This window comes from Streptomyces scabichelini (assembly GCF_011045015.1).
GTDB lineage: Bacteria > Actinomycetota > Actinomycetes > Streptomycetales > Streptomycetaceae > Streptomyces > Streptomyces scabichelini.
Map to the genome: position 1 here is coordinate 59,495 of NZ_JAAKZY010000021.1, position 18,626 is coordinate 78,120.

At 68.3% G+C, this 18,626-nt stretch carries 19 protein-coding genes; 8 read left to right on the forward strand and 11 right to left on the reverse strand.

Features of this window, described 5'->3' with window-relative positions:
• Positions 1-38 precede the first annotated feature (38 nt).
• The 4 genes from G5C60_RS09480 to G5C60_RS51720 all read left to right on the forward strand — a co-directional run bounded on the left by G5C60_RS09480 (position 39) and on the right by G5C60_RS51720 (position 3,176).
• Positions 39-1,418 (forward strand): FAD-binding protein, encoded by a 1,380-nt coding sequence (locus tag G5C60_RS09480; protein WP_165256734.1) that lies wholly within the window; start codon positions 39-41, stop codon positions 1,416-1,418.
• A 164-nt stretch (positions 1,419-1,582) separates the two neighbouring features.
• Positions 1,583-1,843 (forward strand): hypothetical protein, encoded by a 261-nt coding sequence (locus G5C60_RS09485; protein ID WP_165256736.1) that lies wholly within the window; start codon positions 1,583-1,585, stop codon positions 1,841-1,843.
• Positions 1,844-1,910: 67 nt separating this feature from the next.
• Complete coding sequence (locus tag G5C60_RS09490; protein WP_165256738.1) at positions 1,911-2,360, forward strand: MmcQ/YjbR family DNA-binding protein; 450 nt, start codon at positions 1,911-1,913, stop codon at positions 2,358-2,360.
• 204 nt (positions 2,361-2,564) lie between these two features.
• The gene (locus G5C60_RS51720; protein WP_241266626.1) at positions 2,565-3,176 is read left to right on the forward strand and encodes a hypothetical protein; all 612 of its coding nucleotides are present in this window, start codon (positions 2,565-2,567) and stop codon (positions 3,174-3,176) included.
• Positions 3,177-3,187: 11 nt separating this feature from the next.
• Here G5C60_RS51720 and G5C60_RS51000 read toward each other — a convergent pair whose 3' ends face one another.
• From G5C60_RS51000 to G5C60_RS09510, 4 genes are all read right to left on the reverse strand, one after another.
• Entirely contained in the window at positions 3,188-3,505 is a 318-nt protein-coding gene (locus G5C60_RS51000) for a site-specific integrase (RefSeq protein WP_241266627.1), read from the reverse strand.
• Positions 3,506-3,629: 124 nt separating this feature from the next.
• Complete coding sequence (locus tag G5C60_RS51725; RefSeq protein WP_241266628.1) at positions 3,630-3,776, reverse strand: hypothetical protein; 147 nt, start codon at positions 3,774-3,776, stop codon at positions 3,630-3,632.
• 28 nt (positions 3,777-3,804) lie between these two features.
• Positions 3,805-4,221 carry a hypothetical protein gene (locus G5C60_RS51730; RefSeq protein WP_241266629.1) on the reverse strand — a complete coding sequence of 139 codons (417 nt, stop codon included), beginning with the start codon at positions 4,219-4,221 and terminating at the stop codon, positions 3,805-3,807.
• A gap of 263 nt (positions 4,222-4,484) precedes the next feature.
• Complete coding sequence (locus tag G5C60_RS09510) at positions 4,485-4,817, reverse strand: ArsR/SmtB family transcription factor (protein WP_165256740.1); 333 nt, start codon at positions 4,815-4,817, stop codon at positions 4,485-4,487.
• 197 nt (positions 4,818-5,014) lie between these two features.
• Here G5C60_RS09510 and G5C60_RS09515 point away from each other — a divergent pair, with 197 nt between their 5' ends.
• Both G5C60_RS09515 and G5C60_RS09520 read left to right on the forward strand, forming a co-directional pair.
• Positions 5,015-5,653, forward strand: a complete 639-nt coding sequence (locus G5C60_RS09515; RefSeq protein ID WP_165256742.1) for a DJ-1/PfpI family protein — start codon at positions 5,015-5,017, stop codon at positions 5,651-5,653.
• Between the two features lie 265 nt (positions 5,654-5,918).
• Positions 5,919-7,217, forward strand: coding sequence for an amidohydrolase family protein (locus G5C60_RS09520; protein ID WP_165256744.1), 1,299 nt, complete (start codon positions 5,919-5,921; stop codon positions 7,215-7,217).
• Positions 7,218-7,317: 100 nt separating this feature from the next.
• Here G5C60_RS09520 and G5C60_RS53055 read toward each other — a convergent pair whose 3' ends face one another.
• Complete coding sequence (locus tag G5C60_RS53055; protein WP_277611153.1) at positions 7,318-7,446, reverse strand: hypothetical protein; 129 nt, start codon at positions 7,444-7,446, stop codon at positions 7,318-7,320.
• A gap of 3 nt (positions 7,447-7,449) precedes the next feature.
• Here G5C60_RS53055 and G5C60_RS09525 point away from each other — a divergent pair, with 3 nt between their 5' ends.
• Positions 7,450-8,196, forward strand: coding sequence for an SDR family NAD(P)-dependent oxidoreductase (locus G5C60_RS09525; RefSeq protein WP_338145760.1), 747 nt, complete (start codon positions 7,450-7,452; stop codon positions 8,194-8,196).
• Between the two features lie 381 nt (positions 8,197-8,577).
• Here the strand turns inward: G5C60_RS09525 and G5C60_RS09535 are convergent, their stop codons facing one another.
• The 6 genes from G5C60_RS09535 to G5C60_RS09560 all read right to left on the reverse strand — a co-directional run bounded on the left by G5C60_RS09535 (position 8,578) and on the right by G5C60_RS09560 (position 17,249).
• The gene (locus tag G5C60_RS09535) at positions 8,578-9,987 is read right to left on the reverse strand and encodes a hypothetical protein (RefSeq protein WP_165256746.1); all 1,410 of its coding nucleotides are present in this window, start codon (positions 9,985-9,987) and stop codon (positions 8,578-8,580) included.
• A 92-nt stretch (positions 9,988-10,079) separates the two neighbouring features.
• The gene (locus G5C60_RS09540; protein ID WP_165256779.1) at positions 10,080-12,143 is read right to left on the reverse strand and encodes an amylo-alpha-1,6-glucosidase; all 2,064 of its coding nucleotides are present in this window, start codon (positions 12,141-12,143) and stop codon (positions 10,080-10,082) included.
• Positions 12,144-12,351: 208 nt separating this feature from the next.
• Positions 12,352-13,998, reverse strand: a complete 1,647-nt coding sequence (locus G5C60_RS09545; RefSeq protein ID WP_165256748.1) for a glycoside hydrolase family 13 protein — start codon at positions 13,996-13,998, stop codon at positions 12,352-12,354.
• A gap of 58 nt (positions 13,999-14,056) precedes the next feature.
• Complete coding sequence (locus G5C60_RS09550; RefSeq protein WP_165256750.1) at positions 14,057-14,890, reverse strand: carbohydrate ABC transporter permease; 834 nt, start codon at positions 14,888-14,890, stop codon at positions 14,057-14,059.
• On the reverse strand, positions 14,887-15,942 hold the full coding sequence (locus G5C60_RS09555; protein ID WP_338145757.1) for a carbohydrate ABC transporter permease: 1,056 nt from the start codon (positions 15,940-15,942) through the stop codon (positions 14,887-14,889). The genes G5C60_RS09550 and G5C60_RS09555 overlap by 4 nt, the downstream gene beginning before the upstream one ends.
• Before the next feature lie 14 nt (positions 15,943-15,956).
• Positions 15,957-17,249 (reverse strand): ABC transporter substrate-binding protein, encoded by a 1,293-nt coding sequence (locus tag G5C60_RS09560; RefSeq protein WP_338145758.1) that lies wholly within the window; start codon positions 17,247-17,249, stop codon positions 15,957-15,959.
• 365 nt (positions 17,250-17,614) lie between these two features.
• Here G5C60_RS09560 and G5C60_RS09565 point away from each other — a divergent pair.
• The coding region (locus G5C60_RS09565) for a LacI family DNA-binding transcriptional regulator (RefSeq protein WP_338145759.1) at positions 17,615-18,626 on the forward strand (1,012 nt) is incomplete at its 3' end.

The window sequence follows — 18,626 nt, forward strand, 5'->3', positions numbered from 1 at the left end:
GGCTACTTTCACCGGAAAACAGACGGAGGAGAATTCACGTGGCACTCATCGACTCAGCCGGAACCGCCGTCCCCGACACCGCGCTGGAACAACTGAGCGGATCGATCCGCGGCGACATGATCACTCCGGCTGATGCCAACTATGACGAGCGCAAGCTGATCTGGAACGGATACTTCCAAAAGAATCCGGGTGCCATCGTGCGGGTGGACGGCGCTTCGGACGTCGTCAAGGTTGTGAATTTCGCCCGCGAGAACGAAATCGAGCTGGCCATCAAGGGCGGCGGTCACTGCTTCGCAGGCTCCGGTACGACCGAGGGCGGCCTGCTGCTGGACACCTCCAATCTGCGCGGCATCCACGTCGATCCACAGCGCCGGCGCATGGTGGTCCAGCCCGGTCTGCTCCAGGGCGACGTCGACGCTGAGACGACAAGCTTCGGGCTCGCCGTGACCGGCTCGCAGGAGTCGTACATCGGCCTCGGCGGCGTGGCGCTCGGCGGCGGCCTGGGCTGGCTGGCCCGCTACCGGGGGCTGCTGGTCGACAACCTGATCTCGGCCGACGTGGTCCTCGCCAACGGCGAGCTCGTACGGGCCAGCGCGGAGGACGACGCCGAACTGTTCTGGGCGATCCGCGGCGGCGGCGGCAACTACGGCATCGTCACCCGGTTCGAGTTCAAGCTCTACCCCCAGGGTGACTGCGCGGCCGGGATCCTGGCCTACCCGATCGCTCAGACGGCCGATGTGACCCGCCGCATCGACGAGTTCAACAAGACCGCCCCCAACGCGCTGACCACGTCGTTCGCCTTCCTCGTCGCTCCCAACGGCGAGCCGGCCGTCGGCATCGGCTTCATGCACGCGGCGCCCGACGAGAAGACGGAGGGCCTGGTCGACCAGATGCGCGGCCTGGGCTCGAACCTGCTGGTCGACCAGGCGGGCGTCATGCCGTACGTGGCCGTCCAGCAACTGCTCGACGAGAACACCGTCGCCGGGCACCGCTACTACCCGCGCTCCTTCCTCCTGCCGGAACTGCACCCGGAGGCCATGCGGATCCTCGCCGACGGTTTCGTGAACACCCCCTCGCAGCGCAGCCTGGTCGGCGGCGCCCAGATGGGCGGCAAGATGCTGGACGTCGGCCCGGAGGAGACGCCGTTCCCGCACCGCGACGGATACCTGACGAGCATCCTGCCCTCGTGGACGGACCCGGAGCTGGACGAGGAGACCGTGGCCTGGACGGAGGAGGTGTACTCCGAGCTGCTGCCCTACACGATCGACGGTGTCTACGCCAACCACCTCGGCACCGATGCCGAGGAGCGGGTCGGCGAAGCGTACGGGAAGAACTTCGACCGCCTGGCGCGGCTCAAGGCGGTCTACGACCCGGACAACTTCTTCCACCGGAACGTCAACATCAAGCCCGCGCGCTGAAGTTCCGCACTGGAGCCAGGCCGCCAGGTCTGCCCGGCCGTGACAGCGGCGGGGCGGGCCCGGGCAGAGTTGCGATCCGCTCATGCTGAGGGCCTGGCACCGACGGCCGGGCTCCGCGGTCTGCCGCCCCTGCCGCATGCACCTGGTGCGGACCGCGGCGATCGGTGATCGACGGCATCGAGGAACTCCGTGCTCCGCTGACCGGTCGGGGTGCTCACCAGCCCGCCACGTCCCTCCCAGGCACCGTCCGCTGGAGCGGCGAACTCACCGACGGCGACGTCGTGCCCGGCACGGTCGGAGCCGGCCCGACCGCCTGTCCCGCACTGGGGCGCGGCCGGATTCAAGCGGCCGGTGTACTACGGGGCTGGCAGGAGCGGGAGTCGGCGGAGGCACAACTGAAGCTCTTTCCGATGCGGCACTCATGACTCATGAGCGGTGCTGTGATCTACAGTGGAGAATGTCGTGAAAGCGTCAAGATCGGCTTCTGGTGCCATGCCACATCCCGTGATGTTCGAGGACGACGACCCGTACTTGGTGCGACTGCGCCAGGTGGCACTGGCGTTTCCGGACGCGGAGGAACAGATCGCTCATGGTCGGCCGGGCTTCCGGGCTGGTAAGTACTTTGCCTGGTACGGCGGTTCGACCAAGGGCTCCGCTGATACCCGCATCCAGTACGACCGGGCTCTGATCGTCCTGCCGGACGACGCCGACCGTGCGGGCCTCGCTGAGGACAAGCGCTTCTTCGCACCCGCCTACCTCGCCCCGTCCGGCTGGATCGGCATCGACCTCGCCGCCGGCGGCACCACGGCCTCCGAGGACGTGGACTGGCAGGAGGTGGCCGAACTCCTCGACGCGTCCTACCGCCAGGTCGCGGGCGCCCGGCGGGTGGCACGCCTGGATGGTGAAGGCGGCCCGGCGGGCCCGTCCGAACTGTCCGGTTGAGACTTCCCGGTCTTGATCCACGCAGCTGACCCCGTGGACCGGGTAGCCGTCCGGGGTGAACAGCGCGGGCACCGTCAGGCACGCCGCGCTGCTGCTCATCGACTCCGGGGCGCGGCCGCTACGCCACCGCTTCCCCGTCCGGTAGTTGATGCCGACGATCCGGCACGCCTCCCGATGGCTCACACCCTGTTGCATGAGCTGAAGATGGACACGCCGCTCCTCGGTCAGCGCACGGCGTCCCCGGTTGACCGCACGGTCCCGGATCTCGAAGTCCATCGCACTCCCAACTGGGGTGTCGCGACGACCACTAGAACTCAACAGCTTTTGGCACGGATCGTTGAGCTGATGCGTCGTTATCGGGGCCTTCCGCTGGGTGTCGCCGACGCTTCGGTGGTCGCTGTGACGGAGTGGCTGGAGCTGACGGATGCCCGACGCTCGACCACCGGCATTTCCGGGCGCTCATGCCCGATCATGTTCCCGCTTTCACGCTGCTTCCCTGAGGTGGGGAGAAGGACACCGGGTGCCGCCCGGTGTTTTCTATCGGAGGCCGCAGCAACCCATCTCGGCCGGGGGCTGAGCGTCGAGGAGGCAACGGCCGCCCCCCGGCAGATCACCGAGGGCGTCAAGTCCGCCGAAGCGATCCTCGCCCTGGCCCACGTCCGTGACGTCGATATGCCGATCACAGAAGTGATCTCCGCCCTGCTGCACGAGAAGGTCACCCTCAACCAGGCCGCGGCCGCGCTGATGCAACGGCCCATCAAGGGGTGTGACCGAGATACGCGCCAAAGGGGCAACGGGATGGTCTTGAAGCCCTGATCCGCTGAGATTTACGTGCGGCGACGTGCAGCGGGGTCGCGTTCGGCGACGTGCCGGGCGACCGAGTCGACGCCGGGCCGTGCGTATCGCTCCAGGGAGCGGACGGAGGCGTGGCGGGAGCGGGCCGGCAACGGGGTAGAGGTGCCGTCCTCCGCGTCGTGCGTCAGGGCACTGTGACGCAGCCGGTGAAGCGTCCAGCCGTCCAGGTCCTCGATGTCGTCAGGTGAGGCGAGGGGGTTGGCCGGCAACCGGGTGTTCTCCTCGAAGATCTCCTCAGCGCGGCGGTAGGAGAGCCGGGCCCGGCCGGTCTCCGGGCACACGTCGAGCATCGGTGTTCCCGCCGGGGCCTTGCGGTCGGTGAGAAACAGCGGGCCGCGGGTACGGCGGGCGATGAGTCGGGGCGGGCCCTCGGGGGGTATCCGAACGGAAATCAGCGGTAGCCGCTGACCCGGATCATGGCCCGGTCGGGGTGAGGGTGCTGACGCGGTTCTCGTACTCGCGGCGAGCCTTGCGCTGGGCCGGGGCCGCCGCGGTGCCGTTGAGGGGCCGGCAGCGGTCGAGGAGTTGGCGGTGGACCGCGGGCACGGTGGTGATGCGCAAGGTGTGTAGCCCCGGCCGCGTCGTACGGTCACGCCGTCATCGAGCGCGGCGCGCCCAACGTCGTCCAGTTCAGTCGCGCGGAGGAAGTCGGCGACCTTGCCCGGCATGTCGAGGATGACCGCGATCTCCGGTGCTGGGATGTCCTGGTGATCACGGGTGTGCTCGGGCACAAGGTCGGCGACGGCTGTACGGATGGCGCCGGGCTGACGTGGTGGTCGCGGGCCAGACCAGCGATGGACTGGCCGCCCAGGTACCCGGCGCGCACGGCGGCGGCGGCCGTGACGGCCGGGCGGCGCCCGCCCTTGTTGCCCTTGGCTTCGGCGGCCCGCAGTCCGTCGTAGATCAGCTCGCGCTGGAGCTCACCGGCGGCGCCGAGGGGCTGCACCATGAACTTCACGGTGGACAGCAGCTCTCCGGTGCGGGGGTGGCGGGCGGTGAGGTCCATCGCGGAGAACGCGCCGTCATGGATACGCAGGGCGACCTGTCACGCACCCCGAAGTCACCCTCGCCTGGGCCGACTCCACCTACGCCGAGGGCGACCTCATCAACTGGTCCCACACCTTCCTGGACCTGACCTTGCAGACCGTCAGACGTGCGAAGGGACAGAGGGGGGCACGGTGCTGCCGAAACGCCGGATCGTAGAGCGTGCCATCAGTTGGATCACGAGAGCGCGCAGGAATGTCCGCGACTATGAACGCCTTGCCGGATTCAGTCCCGGTGAATGGGGACTACGGTCACCTGCTCTGCGGCCAGGATCGCTTGCAACAGGCCCGGGAAGCGGGTTTCCAAGTCATCTGCACGCAGCTGGCTGAGGATCTTGTTGCCGCGGTAGTGCTGCATGATGACGCCCGCCTCGCGGAGCACCCGGAAGTGATGGGTCGACGTCGATTTGGTGACCGGCAGGTCGAACGCACCACAAGCTTGCGCCTCGTCCCCTTCGGAAAGCTGACGCACGATGCGTCGGCGCAAGGGGTCGGTGAGCGCGGCAAGGACCGAGTCAAGCCGGACCGTCTCCGTCTCGGGATGGGGCAGCGTTCGCATGAGTTCAACTCTACCTAGCCTATTGGTGGTACGGTCCTCCTCGTACTACGAAGCTCGTCGTACAACTTTGTCCTCTCGGGCGCTCGCAGCTCCTGCGACCGCGGGACAAGCGTTGTCCCGCGCCAGTTCCGGGACTTCGAGTACTTCGCCTGACAGCTGCCGACATCGATCCGGCCGAACACGAAAGAATCCTCAAAATGCACATCGCCGTCGTTTTGTTCCCTCGCCTCACCGCCCTGGACGCAGTCGGGCCCTACGAAACGTTGCAGCGACTGCCTGACGCCACGGTGACCTTCGTGGGCCATCAGCGCGGAGAGGTCCGGACCGAAAACGGATACCTCGGCCTGACCGTCGACAAGGCCTTCGACGAGGTCGTCGCGCCGGATGTGGTCATCGTGCCCGGTGGGATCGGCGTTCTCGACTTACTGGAGGACAAGGTCCTGCTCGACTGGCTGCGGTCGGTCCACGCCACCAGTCGCTTCACCACCTCGGTCTGCACCGGATCTCTGCTCCTGGCGGCCGCAGGACTGCTGCCCGGTCTCGAAGCGACCACGCACTGGGCCTTCATGGACAAGCTGACCGAGCTCGGTGCTGTTCCGGCCTCCACCCGAGTGGTCGAGCACCTGGAGCAGCGGACCCTCATTGCCGCTGGAGTCTCCTCCGGGATTGACATGGCTCTGCGCTTGGCAGAGCTGCTCACCGACCAGGTGACAGCGCAGGCTATGCAACTGATGGTGGAGTACGACCCGCAGCCGCCCTTCGACGCGGGCAGCGTGGAGAAGGCCGGACCGCTGGTCACGGCCCGAGCCAAGGAGCTGTTCCAGGAAAAGGACTGAGCGCGCAGTGCGCGGGCGACCCTGGCGATGTCGCTCGCGCACCAACCGCTGCCCGACCTAGCCGTCGGAGCCGTGCTGGTACCGGCCGGTGTACCTGCCGTCTATGGCGAATCCTGCACACAACCGGGGGCGGAGCAGCTCCCGCAGGTCCTTCCAGCCCGGGCACTCCGGGCCCTCCTGACTCTCGATGTCAGCGGCCCCGCATGATCCGTCCGCGTGTACCGCGGCCCGAACACCCACTCAGAACGCACCAGGAGTGAGAGCGATGCCCCAGGAATCCGAAGCAATTGCGAGCACGGGGGCTCGTGGCCCCGCGACCTACGACCTCGTGATCAGTCGCGCACATGTCTTCGACGGCCGCCAGGCGCTCGCCGGTCTGTACGACGTCGCCATCAACGGCGGAGAGATTGCTTCCGTCTCGGCCGAGCCGCTCAGGGGCAGACAGGAGGTGGATGCGGCCGAAGGATGGGTCATGCCGGGCCTGATCGACACTCATATCCACTTCTACGACGTGCGCGCGGTCTCCGATCCGGATTCGATGCGGGCCTTCGAGGAGAACGAACTTCCCGGAAAGCTCGGGCTGTTCCTCGACCACGGGATCACCACCATCAAGTCGGTGGGCGATCCGACGGGCGGAATTCTGGACACGCGGGCGAAAATCGCCGCGGGCGCGCTGCGGGGCCCGCGACTGCTGGCGACCGGTTGCGGTATCACCGGACGCGACGGGCATCCCGCCGCCACTGTCTTCAGCGGCAACCCCTGGGCGCGCGAGCGCTTCACGGGAGAGGTCGACAGTGTGCAGCAGATCCGCGACCTGGTGCACCACCTCGCTGACCGCAAGGTGGACGCGGTCAAACTCCTGTCGGAAGGCGCGTGTGCGCACGCCGGCGGGCCGAAGTACCTCTGGCAGAATCCTGCCTTTCCGGGTGGTGTCGAGTTGGAACGGCTTCCCCTCGATGTCCTTCGGGCGGGTATCGAGACCGGGCACGAGCGGGGCCTTCGGGTTACCGTCCACACCACCCAGCAAGCCGCGGCACGCGAGGCGATCGAGGCTGGGGCGGACGGCCTGGAGCACGGTGTCACCGTCGAGCCCCTCACCGACCACTCGCTCATCGACCTGATGCTCGAACACGGCATCACCTACACGCCCACGCTCTGGATCGACGATGCCCACCCGGACGCCCGTGGCAATCTCAAGAAGGTCGCTGAGGCCGGCGTGCACATCGCGCTGGGCAGCGACACCTTCAGCGGTCGAGGCCTGTTCGGAGCCAACACCCTGGACGAGGCCGAACTCATGGTGGCGGCCGGGATGACGCCCACCCAGGTGCTGGCCGCAGGCACCAGCGGCGCGTCGCGGCAGTGTGTCCGCCCCGACCTCGGCGCGGTGGCCCCCGGCAAGCGCGCCGACCTGCTCGTGCTGAACGCTGATCCCACTGCGGACATCGACAACCTTCGCGACCTCAGCATGGTGATCCTGAACGGCGCGCCCGTCGTCGACAAGCGCCAGGCGCGCGCGTGGCGGGACGTCCTCCCGCCGCTTCCCCCGGAAGGAAACCACCCATGAGAACCTGGTTCATCACCGGCGTCAGCAGCGGCTTCGGCCGCCTGATGACGGAAAGCTGCTCGCTACCGGCGATCGTGTCGCCGGCACACTTCGGGACCTCTCAGCCGCCGACGACCTCAAGGCGCAACACGGCGACCGGCTGTGGCTCGCCGCTCTCGACCTGACACATGCCGGCGAGATACGGCCGACGGCCGACGCCGAGGAGGTAACCGACGAGCAGGTCCGCCACCAGATCGACACCAATTTGATCGGATCAATCCAGCTCGTTCGCGCGGTCCTTCCTTACATGCGCGAGCAGGGTCAGGGCCGCATCCTCCAGGTCTCCAGCCTCGGAGGCCAGGTGACGATTCCCGGCAGCTCGCTCTCTCACGCAACGAAGTGGGGCATCGAAGGGTTCATGGAGACGGTTGCGCAGGAGGCGGCCGTGTTCGGGATCGGCTGCACGATCGTCGAACCCGGCAGTGCGCGCACCGGTTTCCGTGACAGGAGCGCGAGAGTCGGGCCCCGTATCCCCGCCTATGACGCCTCACCCTCCCGCAGGATCAAGGACATCCTCGACGGCACCTCGCTCCACTCGCCGGGCGACCCAGGCAAGATGGTCGACGCAATGATCGCCGGCGTCGTTGAGGAACCCGCTCCGCTGCGCCTCGCTCTGGGCAGCGACAGTTACCAGCACATCACCCGCACGCTGAGCACTCGCCTGGCCCAGCTCCAGGCACAACGCGACCTGGCCTGCTCGACCGACTGCGCAGACCGGGGAAACGGCCCGCACTTCCTTCGGCCGCAAGAACCAGCATCCATCGGGTTGCCGGTGGTCCGGTGGCGTGCGGGTGCAGCACCTTGTGGCCGATGCCCGCGTCGTCGCAGTCGGCGCGCTCGATGTGTACAGGCCTCACGGTCCGTGCGAATGGGGGTGTTCGTTCGCCTCTGCCTGGCTTCTGGCCGCGCTCGGCGTAGGCGGCCCGGCCAAGACCGGTAGCGGTCACGTTCTGCTCGCGCAGCGGGTGAAGTCGACATCGCGCTTCGGGTCGTAGGCGTCGGGCTGGATGCCGTTCGTGTGTGGAGTACTCGCCGAACCGGTTGATGTGTTCGGTCAGGTACGGCGAGATGTGCGCCAGGTCCTCCGGGTCGATCTCCCATCCCTGAGGTAGCGCAGCAGTTGCACGGTGCGGATCCTGGTGCCCTCGCGTACGGAGACGGCCACGCGCATCAGGTGGCGGAACTGGGACCCCACTCAGGTTCCTGCCCATGCGTTCGGCCCAGTGTTGTTGGTGGTGACGGCGGGGTTCGTCTGGGGCGGGGTGGTTGTGACCAACCAGCGGCACGCCGAAGGCGAGGACCTGGCTCCAGTCCACGGGACCTAGGAAGCGCGCGGAGCGAGCCCCGCCGTGGCGAAGGACGCCTTGTCCCGGGTTGTCGTGCCGTCGGTGATCCACCAGTGCGTGGCATCGTCGCCGTACGTACCGAACAGGCCGCCGGACGCCCAGTTGAGGATCAGCTCGTCCTTGCCGTCACCCTCGAAGTCGGCAGCCCCCGCAGGCCGGGCTTGCCGCCATTTCTTCGGCCCCTTCTGCACGGTGCGCTGGACGGGGAGGCGCTTGTCGCCGTCGATCAGGGTGCCGCCTTTGTACGTCGCAACGAGGATGCCGTCGCGGCCGTCGCCGTCCGGGTCGGCGGCCACATAGCCGCCAGGCCCGTAGTCGGTACCTGCACCTTCAGGCACCTTGGGCAGCCGGTGTTTGACCGGTTCGCCGCCATTGCCGGGGTACACGTCGAGCGATCCGACGACGTCGTGCGCAGTGGAATCGGCTCCGGGCTCGTTGTTGTGGCTGCCGTTGTCTCCGACAGCCACATCGCGCAGCCCGTCGCCGTCGAAGTCGCCGAACGCATGGGCGTTGCCGGCGCGCAGTTGCCTGCCGCTCGCGGACAGGCCGGTGCCACGACGAGCCGGGTATAGGATGTTGGGGGTCTGCTCACCGTCGTCTAGTTCGTGGAGCAGCAGGGAGGTCGCGCGCGGCCGGCCGGACGGGTCGATAGCGTCCACCACGAGATCGCCCTCCGGCAACGACAGACTGGTATCGGTCCGCGTCGGCACACCGGACCGCGTGAAGGGGCCGTACAGGACCACCAGGGGCAACTCGTCCGGGCTCAACTCGGTCTTCGCGAGTGCCGCGAGGTCGTGGTGTCCGTCCCCGTCGAAGTCGCCGCGCACCGCGCTCTCAAGCCCCCACTTCGATGCGCTCTGCGGCAGTCGCACCGGACTCGCCGCGGCCTCCGCCGTCGGTCCGCCGGGTCCGCCCCAGGTCACGTACGGGGCGGAGCGATACCGTGCGGTCGTGATGCGCGTGTCCGTGAGAGTCGTGACAACGTCCGGGAAGCCGTCACTGTCCAGGTCGGCGACCGTGCTCCGAGCGCTGTTGTCCGTACCCACATCCTCCGGGGGGTCCGGCAGGCCCAAGTCGTCGCGCCCGTAGGCCGTATGCGTCGACGGGTCGAGTCCTTTCGCCGAGCCGTAGACGACACCGAACCGTATGCCGTCGCCCGGAATGGGGACCGTGAGATCGCGGTACCCGTCGCCGTTGATGTCGTCGGGGTCTTTCGACCCCTTACCCGGGTTCGGCGTCCGACTCTCGGCGGGCGCGCTGGGCACCGGGACTTCGTGGCCCGTTCCGCCACCGCCACCGCCACCGCCGCCACCGCCGCCGCATCCGGTGAGCGGGGCGAGTACAACGCAGACCGCGAAGGCCGACAAGGCGGTACGAGACTTCATGCGCTTCACCCTCACATCCCATGCCGTGCTCGCTCCAGCACGGTGGGCCGACTGTTGCCTGGTTGTCGATCTAGCTCCTTGGTGGCGCGGTATCAGGGTGTAACCGCGGTCAGACCTTCCGGAGCGGTCATGTCCACCCTTCCGTCCGCCGTGACTGTGACGTCCAGCTGACTTCCGCCGACTTGGAGTCCCTTCACCGTGAGCGGTGCGTACGTCGAGGCGAAGTTGGGCGCGATGGTGACCGTGCCGCCGGGGACGTCTGCGTTCAGGCCCAGGGCTGCTTGGAGTACCAGGATCGCGGAGGCAGCTGCCCATGCCTGTGGTCGGCAGGACGCCGGGTAGGGGGCGGGGTACGGGCTCTGCCGGCTGCCGTGGCCGGCGAAGAGTTCGGGGAGGCGGGCGTCGAAGGCCGTCGACGCGGTCAGCAGGCCGGCTGCCAGTGAGGCGGCGGCGTCCGGGAATCCGGCCTTGGCCAGGCCGTGTACGGCGATCGCCGTGTCGTGCGGCCAGATGGAACCGGTGTGGTAGCCGTAGGGGTTGAAGCCCACCGCGTCGCTGCTCAGGGTGCGCAGGCCGTGGCCTGCGTCGAGGTCGGGTCCGGCGATGCGGGCCGCGAGCAGTGCGCTCTCCTCGGCGTTGAGCAGGCCGGTGCCGAGGAGGTGGCCGAAGCCGGAGGTGACCGATTCGACGGGCTTGCCGTCGCCGTCGAGTGCGACGGCCGGATAGGGGCCGTGTTCGTCCGTCACCCAGAAGCGGTCGCGGAAGCGGTCCGCGAGCCGCTCGGCCCATGTCTCCCACTCGTCGGCCCCCGGCCGGCCGAACGCGCGCAGCAGCGCCGCTCCGCAGAGCGCGGCCTCGTAGGCGTACGCCTGGACTTCGCACAGCGCGATCGGCGCTGCGGCGGGGTGTCCGTCGCGGTGGCGGATGGCGTCGTCGGAGTCCTTCCAGCCCTGGTTGGCCAGGCCCCGGCCGGTGTGGTCGACGTATGTGAGGAAGCCGTTGCTGTCGGCGTCCGTCTGGTCACGCATCCAGGCGAGTGCCGATTCGGCGTGCGGCAGCAGTAGTTCGACTTCCTGGGCATCCAGGCCCCAGCGCCAGGCGTCGTGGAGGAGGGTGATCCACAGGGGGGTGGCGTCGACCGTGCCGTAGTAGATGGGTGGGAGTGTGAGCCGGTCCGCGATCTGCAGGGCGCCGCGACGCACTTCGTGCAGGATCTTGCCGGGCTGTTCCTCCGCGGTGGGGTCGGTGACGGCGCCCTGGCGGCGGGCGAGGGTGCGCAAGGTGCCGGCGGCGAGGTCGGTGCCGAGCGGGAGGAGCATGCGGGCGGCCCAGATCGCGTCGCGGCCGAAGAGGGTCAGGTACCAGGGGGCGCCGGCGGCCAGGAACTGGTCCGGCCGACCCGCCTGCGGCGACTGCGGGTCCGTCAGGCGCAGCCGCTCCAGGTCGGCGACCGACTGCGCCAGCCATCGGTCGAAGCGCCGGTCCGCACTGCGCAGGACGGGAGTGCTCCAGGGCACCTGATGCGCGGGTGCGGCCGGGAAGTGGTCGCCGTGGTCGTGCGTGGCCGTGGCGGACAGGCGCGCGCTCCATGACCGGCCGGGTGCCAGTTCGATCTCGTACGACAGATGCCCGGCTGCCGCGTCCAGCTCGTCCGGTGCCGGGGTGCTGAGCAGGCGGACCGCGAACCCGCCGCGGGACCAGGCCAGCGTGCCTGCCTCGGCACCCGCTTCGGCGGGTACGTCGTCCAGGACTTGGCCGGACTTCACGCGTTCCATTGACGCGAGGTCGGTGGACACCCGCACGGTGAGCCGGAAGCGGACGTGTCGTGTGCCGTGGTTGGTGACCTCGAAGATCTCCTCCAGGAGACCGGAGGAGACGGTACGGCGCCGGTGCAGGGCGACCACCGGGTCCGCCGTTACCTCACCCAGGCCCCGGACGACCGCCCGGAAGCCCGCCTGGTCCGCCCCCAACCGGCCCGAGACCGGAGCGAGTGTGCTTGACTCCACAGCCACGGTCAGCCGGGCCAGCGCCCTGGTGTCACCGTGGTAGAAGCCGTCCGCCCCGCCGTCGAGCTGCCCGTCCGGGTGTGAGACCACGAGGCTCGGTGCGCACACCGAGACGACAGCGTCGTGCAGGAAGGGCTGCAGGCCCTGCATGACTGGGCCGGGCTCTGTGGCTATGGCGTCGAAGGTCTGGGACTGGGTGTTGCTGTCCACTAGAGATGAGCCTCTCGGATTTGATATTGGAGCTCGTCGAACTCACCGAGGATGGGCCAGGGCTGTCCGGTCAGCGGGGAGTGACAGGGGAGTGACACCGGACAGACCCTGGCGGTTCGAGGAGGGCTGTTATGTCTGATGCGAGCTGCTACACCTCGAGCCAGGCCGCCTGGTCGGGTGCCAGCAGCGTGTCCTCGACGGGACCACTGGCCAGCAGGATCGAGGTGTGTCCGGGCAGCTGGTACGCCTCATCTGAGAGGTTGACGACGCAGAGGAAGCCGGGGTCGCGGCGGAAGGCGAGGACTCCTGCGGGGGCGTCGAGCCAGGTCATGGTGCCGTCGCCGAGGGCGGGGTTGTCGCGGCGTATGCGAAGGGCAGTGCGGTACAGCTCCAGCATCGAGGTCGCGTCGCCGGTCTGTGCCTCCACGCTGCGCTCGCTCCAGTTCGCGGGCTGTGGCAGCCAGGGTTCGGCGGAGGCGTTGGCCGGGCTGAAGCCGAAGGGCGCCACGTGTCCTGACCAGGGGATCGGCACGCGACAGCCGTCGCGGCCTCGGTCAGTGTGGCCGGAGCGTTCCCAGATGGGGTCCTGGAGGACGTCCACGGGGAGGTCCTCGACTTCGGGCAGGCCGAGTTCGTCGCCCTGGTAGATGTAGGCGCCGCCGGGCAGGGCGAGCATCAGCAAGGCGGCGGCCCGGGCACGGCGGATGCCGAGGTCCAGGTCCGCGGGGCCTTCCGGCTGGTAGCGCTCGTTGGGCACCCACCGTGCCACGGTCTGGCGGGCGTAGCGGCTGGCGTGGCGCATGACGTCGTGGTTGGACAGCACCCAGGTGGCCGGTGCGCCCACCTCCCTGAGCATGGCGAGAGAGTCGTCGATGACCGCGCGGAGGTCCTTGGCGTCCCAACTGGCCATGAGAAAGTCGAAGTTGAACGCGGTGTGCAGGCCGCCGGGGCGGACGTAGGCGGCGAGGCGTTCGGGGGTGTCGGCCCAGGTGTCGGACCAGGCTTCGGCGACGAAGGCCCGCTCACCGTCGAACTCGTCGGCGACCTTGCGCCAGGCGCGGTAGATGTCGTGGACCTCGTCGCGGTCCCAGTGCGGGTGCGCGACGTACTCCCGGGTCTTCTCGCCCGCCGACTTGGGCCGCAGGTCGGGCAGTTCGGGGTCCTTGGCGAGGCCGTGGGCGACGTCGATGCGGAAGCCGTCGACACCCCGGCTGAACCAGAACCGGAGGATGGACTCGAACTCGGCGTGGACGTCGGGGTGTTGCCAGTTGAGGTCGGGCTGTTCGGGCGCGTACAGGTGCAGGTACCACTCGCCGTCGGGCAGGCGGGTCCAGGCGGGGCCGCCGAAGCAGGAGACCCAGTTGTTGGGTGGCTCGGCGCCGTCGGGTCCGCGGCCGGGCCGGAAGACGTACCGCTCGCGTTCCGGGCTCCCGGGGCCGGCGGCCAGTGCCTCCTGGAACCAGGCGTACTGGTCGGAGGTGTGGTTCGGGACGATGTCGGGGATGACGCGGATCCCGTGCTCGTGGGCTTCGGCGATGAGCTGCTCGGCGTCGGCGATGGTGCCGAACAGCGGGTCGACGGCGCGGAAGTCGGCCACGTCGTAGCCGCCGTCCGCCATCGGGGACTTGTACCAGGGGGTGACCCAGAGGGCGTCCACACCGAGCGACTTCAGGTACGGGAGCCGGGAGCGCAGGCCGGCGATGTCGCCGACGCCGTCGCCGTTCCCGTCGGCGAAGCTGCGGATGTAGACCTGGTAGATGACGGCGCTGCGCCACCAGGGCGTGGTGGGGGACATGGGGCTGAAGGATCCTTTGAGAAGAGGGGACTGTGGGGGAACCGGCCAGAAGGGACGATTACTTGGCGGCGCCCGCGGTGAGTCCGGCGACGATGCGGCGCTGGAAGAGCAGCACCATGATCACCAGTGGGACGGTGACCAGGACGCCCGCGGCCATCTGGCTGCCGAACGGGGTGTCGAACTGGCTGGCGCCGGAGAACTTGGAGATGGCGACCGGCGCGGTCTGGATGCTGGGCCGGTTCGTCATCGACAGGGCGATGAGGAACTCGTTCCAGGCGGCGATGAAGATGATGATCGCCGTGGTGAAGATGCCCGGTGCGGCGAGCGGAATGATGATCTTGCGGAATGCCTGGCCGCGGGTGCAGCCGTCGATCATCGCGGCCTGCTCCAGTTCGTCGGGCATCTGCCGGAAGAACGTGGTCAGGTTCCACACCGCCAGGGGCAGGATGAAGGACATGCTCGGCACGATCATCGCCTGGTAGGTGTTGATCCAGTCGATGTCGGTGAACAGTTTCAGCAGTGGGACCACGATCGACACGACGGGGAACATCGAGGTGGCGATGATCAGGGTGAGGATCAGCCGCTTGAACCGGAACTGCAGCCGGGCCATCGCGTAGGCGGTGAACGTGGCCAGCAGCAGTGCCAATGCGGTGGTGATGCCGGAGACGATCAGACTGTTGAGCAGGGCGCGACCGAAGCCCTGGGAGGGATCGAAGACCGCCTCGTAGTTCTCGAACGACACCGGGGAGGGCAGCAGCGAGGTGTCGAAGATGTCGGAGGTGCGGCGCAGGCTGGAGATGAGCATCCAGTAGAAGGGGGCCAGGCAGTAGGCCACCACCCCGGCAACTCCCAGATACAGCAGCCAGGTTCGCCATTTCACGGTCGCGGTCATGCCGACACCTCCACACGGCTGCGCTTCGAGGCCCGTCGGCGCTTCTTCCTGCCCGAGCCGCCCGCGTCACCGACGACGTCCGCGCCCAGCAGCCGTACGAAGCCCAGCGCGATGAGAAGGACGTAGACGAAGAGCACCACCGCATAGGCGGCGGCCGGTCCGAAGCGGACGTTGGACGCCTCGTTCTGCGCCAGCATCGACAGGGTCTCCACCGAACTCTTCTGCGCGCCGACGAGAAGGTAGGGCAGGTCGAACATCCGCAGTGCGTCCAGGCAGCGGAACAGCACAGCCACCAGCAGAGCGGGCTTCACCAGCGGCAACGTGATGTGCCAGAACTGGCGCTGGGGGCTCGCCCCGTCCATGCGGGCGGCCTCGTACACCTCCTTGCCGATCACCTGCAGGCCGGCCAGGACCAGCAGCCCGATGAACGGGGCGGTCTTCCACACCTCGGCGATGATGACGGCGACCTTGGCGTGGAAGCCCTCGGTGGTCCACAGGATCTGGCGGCCGACCAGGGCGTTGGCGATGCCGTCGCTGTTGAAGATCCACCGCCACAGCAAGCCGGAAATGGCCGTGGGTACGGCCCAGGGGATGAGGATGCTGGCGCGGATCAGGGCGCGGCCCTGGAACGCCTTGTGCATGATCAGCGCCATCGCGACACCGATCAAGGTCTCCAGGCCCACGGTGACGACGGTGAAGAAGGTGGTGTTCCAGAAGGCGTTCCAGAACCGGTCGCCGGCCTCGCCGAAGATGTCGGCGTAGTTCTGCAGCCCGACGAACGGCTCGGTCTCGCTGATGAAGCCGGTCTCCGGATCCAGCCCCTTGGCCCCGTACAGCGATTCCCGCAGCGCCATGATCGTCGGGTAGAGCACGACGACGGTCAGCACCAGCAGGGTCGGGGACACCAGCAAGGCGGCCATCCGGCCCGTACCCGCTGTGGCCGACTTCCGGCCGCGCCGGGCTTTCTCCGGCGCGGGGGGCCGCCCGGCTCGGCCTGCTGCCGGGCCGGGCGGCCGGTCCGCGGCCGTCTCAGGTGGGGTCCGAGTGGCCACCACGAGCCTCCTTCTCACTGCGCCGAGAGCTTCTGCAGGGCTTCCTGCAGGTCCTTCAGCGCCTGCGTGCTGGACTTGTCGCCGTTCAGGGCCGCGTACGCCTCCTGCTGGATCGCCGAGGACACGTCGCCGTACTGGACCACCCTCGGCCGGGGCACGGCGTTGAGGATCGACTTCTTCAGCACCGGCAGGTACGGGTACTGCTTGACCAGCGCCTGGTCGTCGTACAGGTCCGCGTACGGCGGTGCGGCCGAGCCCTCCTTGAGGAACGTGGTGGCGCTGTCGTGGTTGGTGAAGTACTTGATGAAGTCCAGCGCCGTGGCCTTGTTCTTGGCGAAGGAGGACACGGCGACGTTGTGGCCGCCCAGGGTGGAGGAGCCGGCGCCGGTCAGGCCGGGCAGCGGCGCGACCGCGAACTTGCCCGCGACCTTGCTCTTCTCGGCCAGCGAGTACACGTACGGCCAGTTGCGCAGGAAGACCAGCTTGCCGGACTGGAACGCCTGGCGGCCCTCCTCCTCCTGGTAGGTGATGGCCTCCTTCGGGATCGTGCCGCCCTTGAAGGAGTCGACCAGGAAGTCCAGGCCCTTCTTCGCCGCAGGTGTGTCGACGTCCGGCTTGCCGGCGGCGTCGGTGACGACGCCGTCGGCGGAGTTCACGGCCTCGGAGAAGTTGACGGTGAGGCCCTCGTACTTCTGGAACTGGCCCGCGTAACAGTCCATGCCCTTGGCCTCGGGCAGCTTTACGACCTTGGCGCAGGCGGCCTGCATCTGCGCCCACGTCGTCGGCGCGGCGCTGACACCGGCCTTCTTCAGCAAGTCGGAGCGGTAGTACAGCAAGCCGCCGTCGGAGGACTGCGGGACCGCGTACAGGTTGTCGCGGTACTTGGTCGTCTCCACCACGGGCTTGAGCATCTTGTCCAGCGGGAACTGCGCGGCGGGCAGCTGGTCGATCCACTGGTGGGCGGCGAACTCCGAGGTCCACACCGCGTCCAGGGAGAGCACCGTGTAGGCGTCGGACTTCGTCTCGGCGTTCTGGATCATCTGCTGGCGCTGCTGATTCACGTCCGCCGGCAGCTGGACGAAGGTGACCTTCTCCTTCGGATGCTGCGTGTTCCAGCCGTCGATCACCTTCTGGACGACGCCGGAGCTGTCCTTGGCGGCCGCGAACGTGATCGGGCCACGGCCCGAGAACGACGGGGACTTCTCCGAGGAACTGTCGCTGTCGGAGGAGCCGCAGGCGGTGAGGACGAGCCCGGCGGCGACGAGCACGGCCGAGCACTGAAGAACTCTGGTGGTTCTGGCGTTCACTGTCTCTCCTGGACGTGCGGAACCGAAGTCTCGGCGTGGTCGCCCGGTAGGGAGCAGCTGCCGAGATGCCTCTGGGATGGCTCTGTTGTGAGACTGTGCTGTCATCGCGTTCTGTAGATCAAAAGCGCAGTTCAAAGCATCGAAGGGTGGCTTCGAAGAGACGGCTTCGACTCCGCTGAGACAACGCTTGCACCGTAGGAGTGCACCAGACGGAAGTCAATGCGTAACTTCGTAGTAGCACGGATGTTTTAGGAGATCGGTGCCCTCCAGGCCCGGCTGTAGCGGGGCGCCTCCCTTGCAAGCGGTCGTGACAGCGCTGTCACGAGGGGTCCCGCCGAAGGGGCAATCTGTGTTAACTTCCGCTCATGTCACCAGCTCAGCGGCACCCCACGTTGGCCGACGTCGCCGAACGGGCGGGGGTCTCCCCGTCGACCGTCTCGCGCACCCTGCGCGGCCTGACATCGGTCTCACCGAAGGTCCGTGCCCGGGTCGAGGAGGCCGCCCGCGAACTCAACTTCGCGATCTCGCGGCAGGCATCGAGCCTGGTCACCGGCCGCACCGGCGTCATGGCGGTGCTCGTGCCCACACTCGACTCGTGGTTCATGGGAGCGGCGCTGTCCAGTCTGGGCCCGCTGCTGCGCGGCGCGGGGATGGAACTGACCGTATACGTGGTGCCCGACCTTGCCGAACGGGCCGCGTTCTTCGAGCGTCTGCCGGCCCGGCGCAACGCGGACGCGCTGCTGGTGTTCAGTTTCGACCTCAGCAAGGACGAGACCGCCCGGCTGGACGATCTCGGCATGCCGGTCATCTACATCAGCCAACACGTCGAGGGCCGCCCGAGCATCTACGTCGACGATGTCGCCGGCGCCTGCAAGGCCACCCGCCACCTGATCAACCTCGGACACCGCCGGATCGCCTTCGCGCATACCGTCAACGCCCGCGGCTTCACCTTCAGCTCACGCGATCGCCTCGTCGGCTACCAACAGGCACTCACCGAGGCGGGCATCCCCCTGGACGACGACCTGATCGTCACCACCCCGCCCCGCGACAAACGCGGCACCACCCAGGCGGTGGGAAACCTGCTGAGCCTGCGCGAACCGCCCACCGCCGTCTTCGCCGAACAGGACGAACTGGCGGCCTCCATCATGTCCACCCTGCGCACCGTGCAGATCGAGGTGCCCCAGCGCATCTCCGTCCTCGGCTTCGACGACCAGCTGATGGCCGAGTGGCTCGACCTGTCCACCGTGGCCCAGTCCCCCTCCGACATGGGCCGCGTCGCCGCCGAACTGGCCCTGGATCTCATCAACGACCCCGAGTCGGACCGCGGCCGGCACATCGTCCTGCCCACCCATCTGATCCCCCGAGGGACCACGGCCC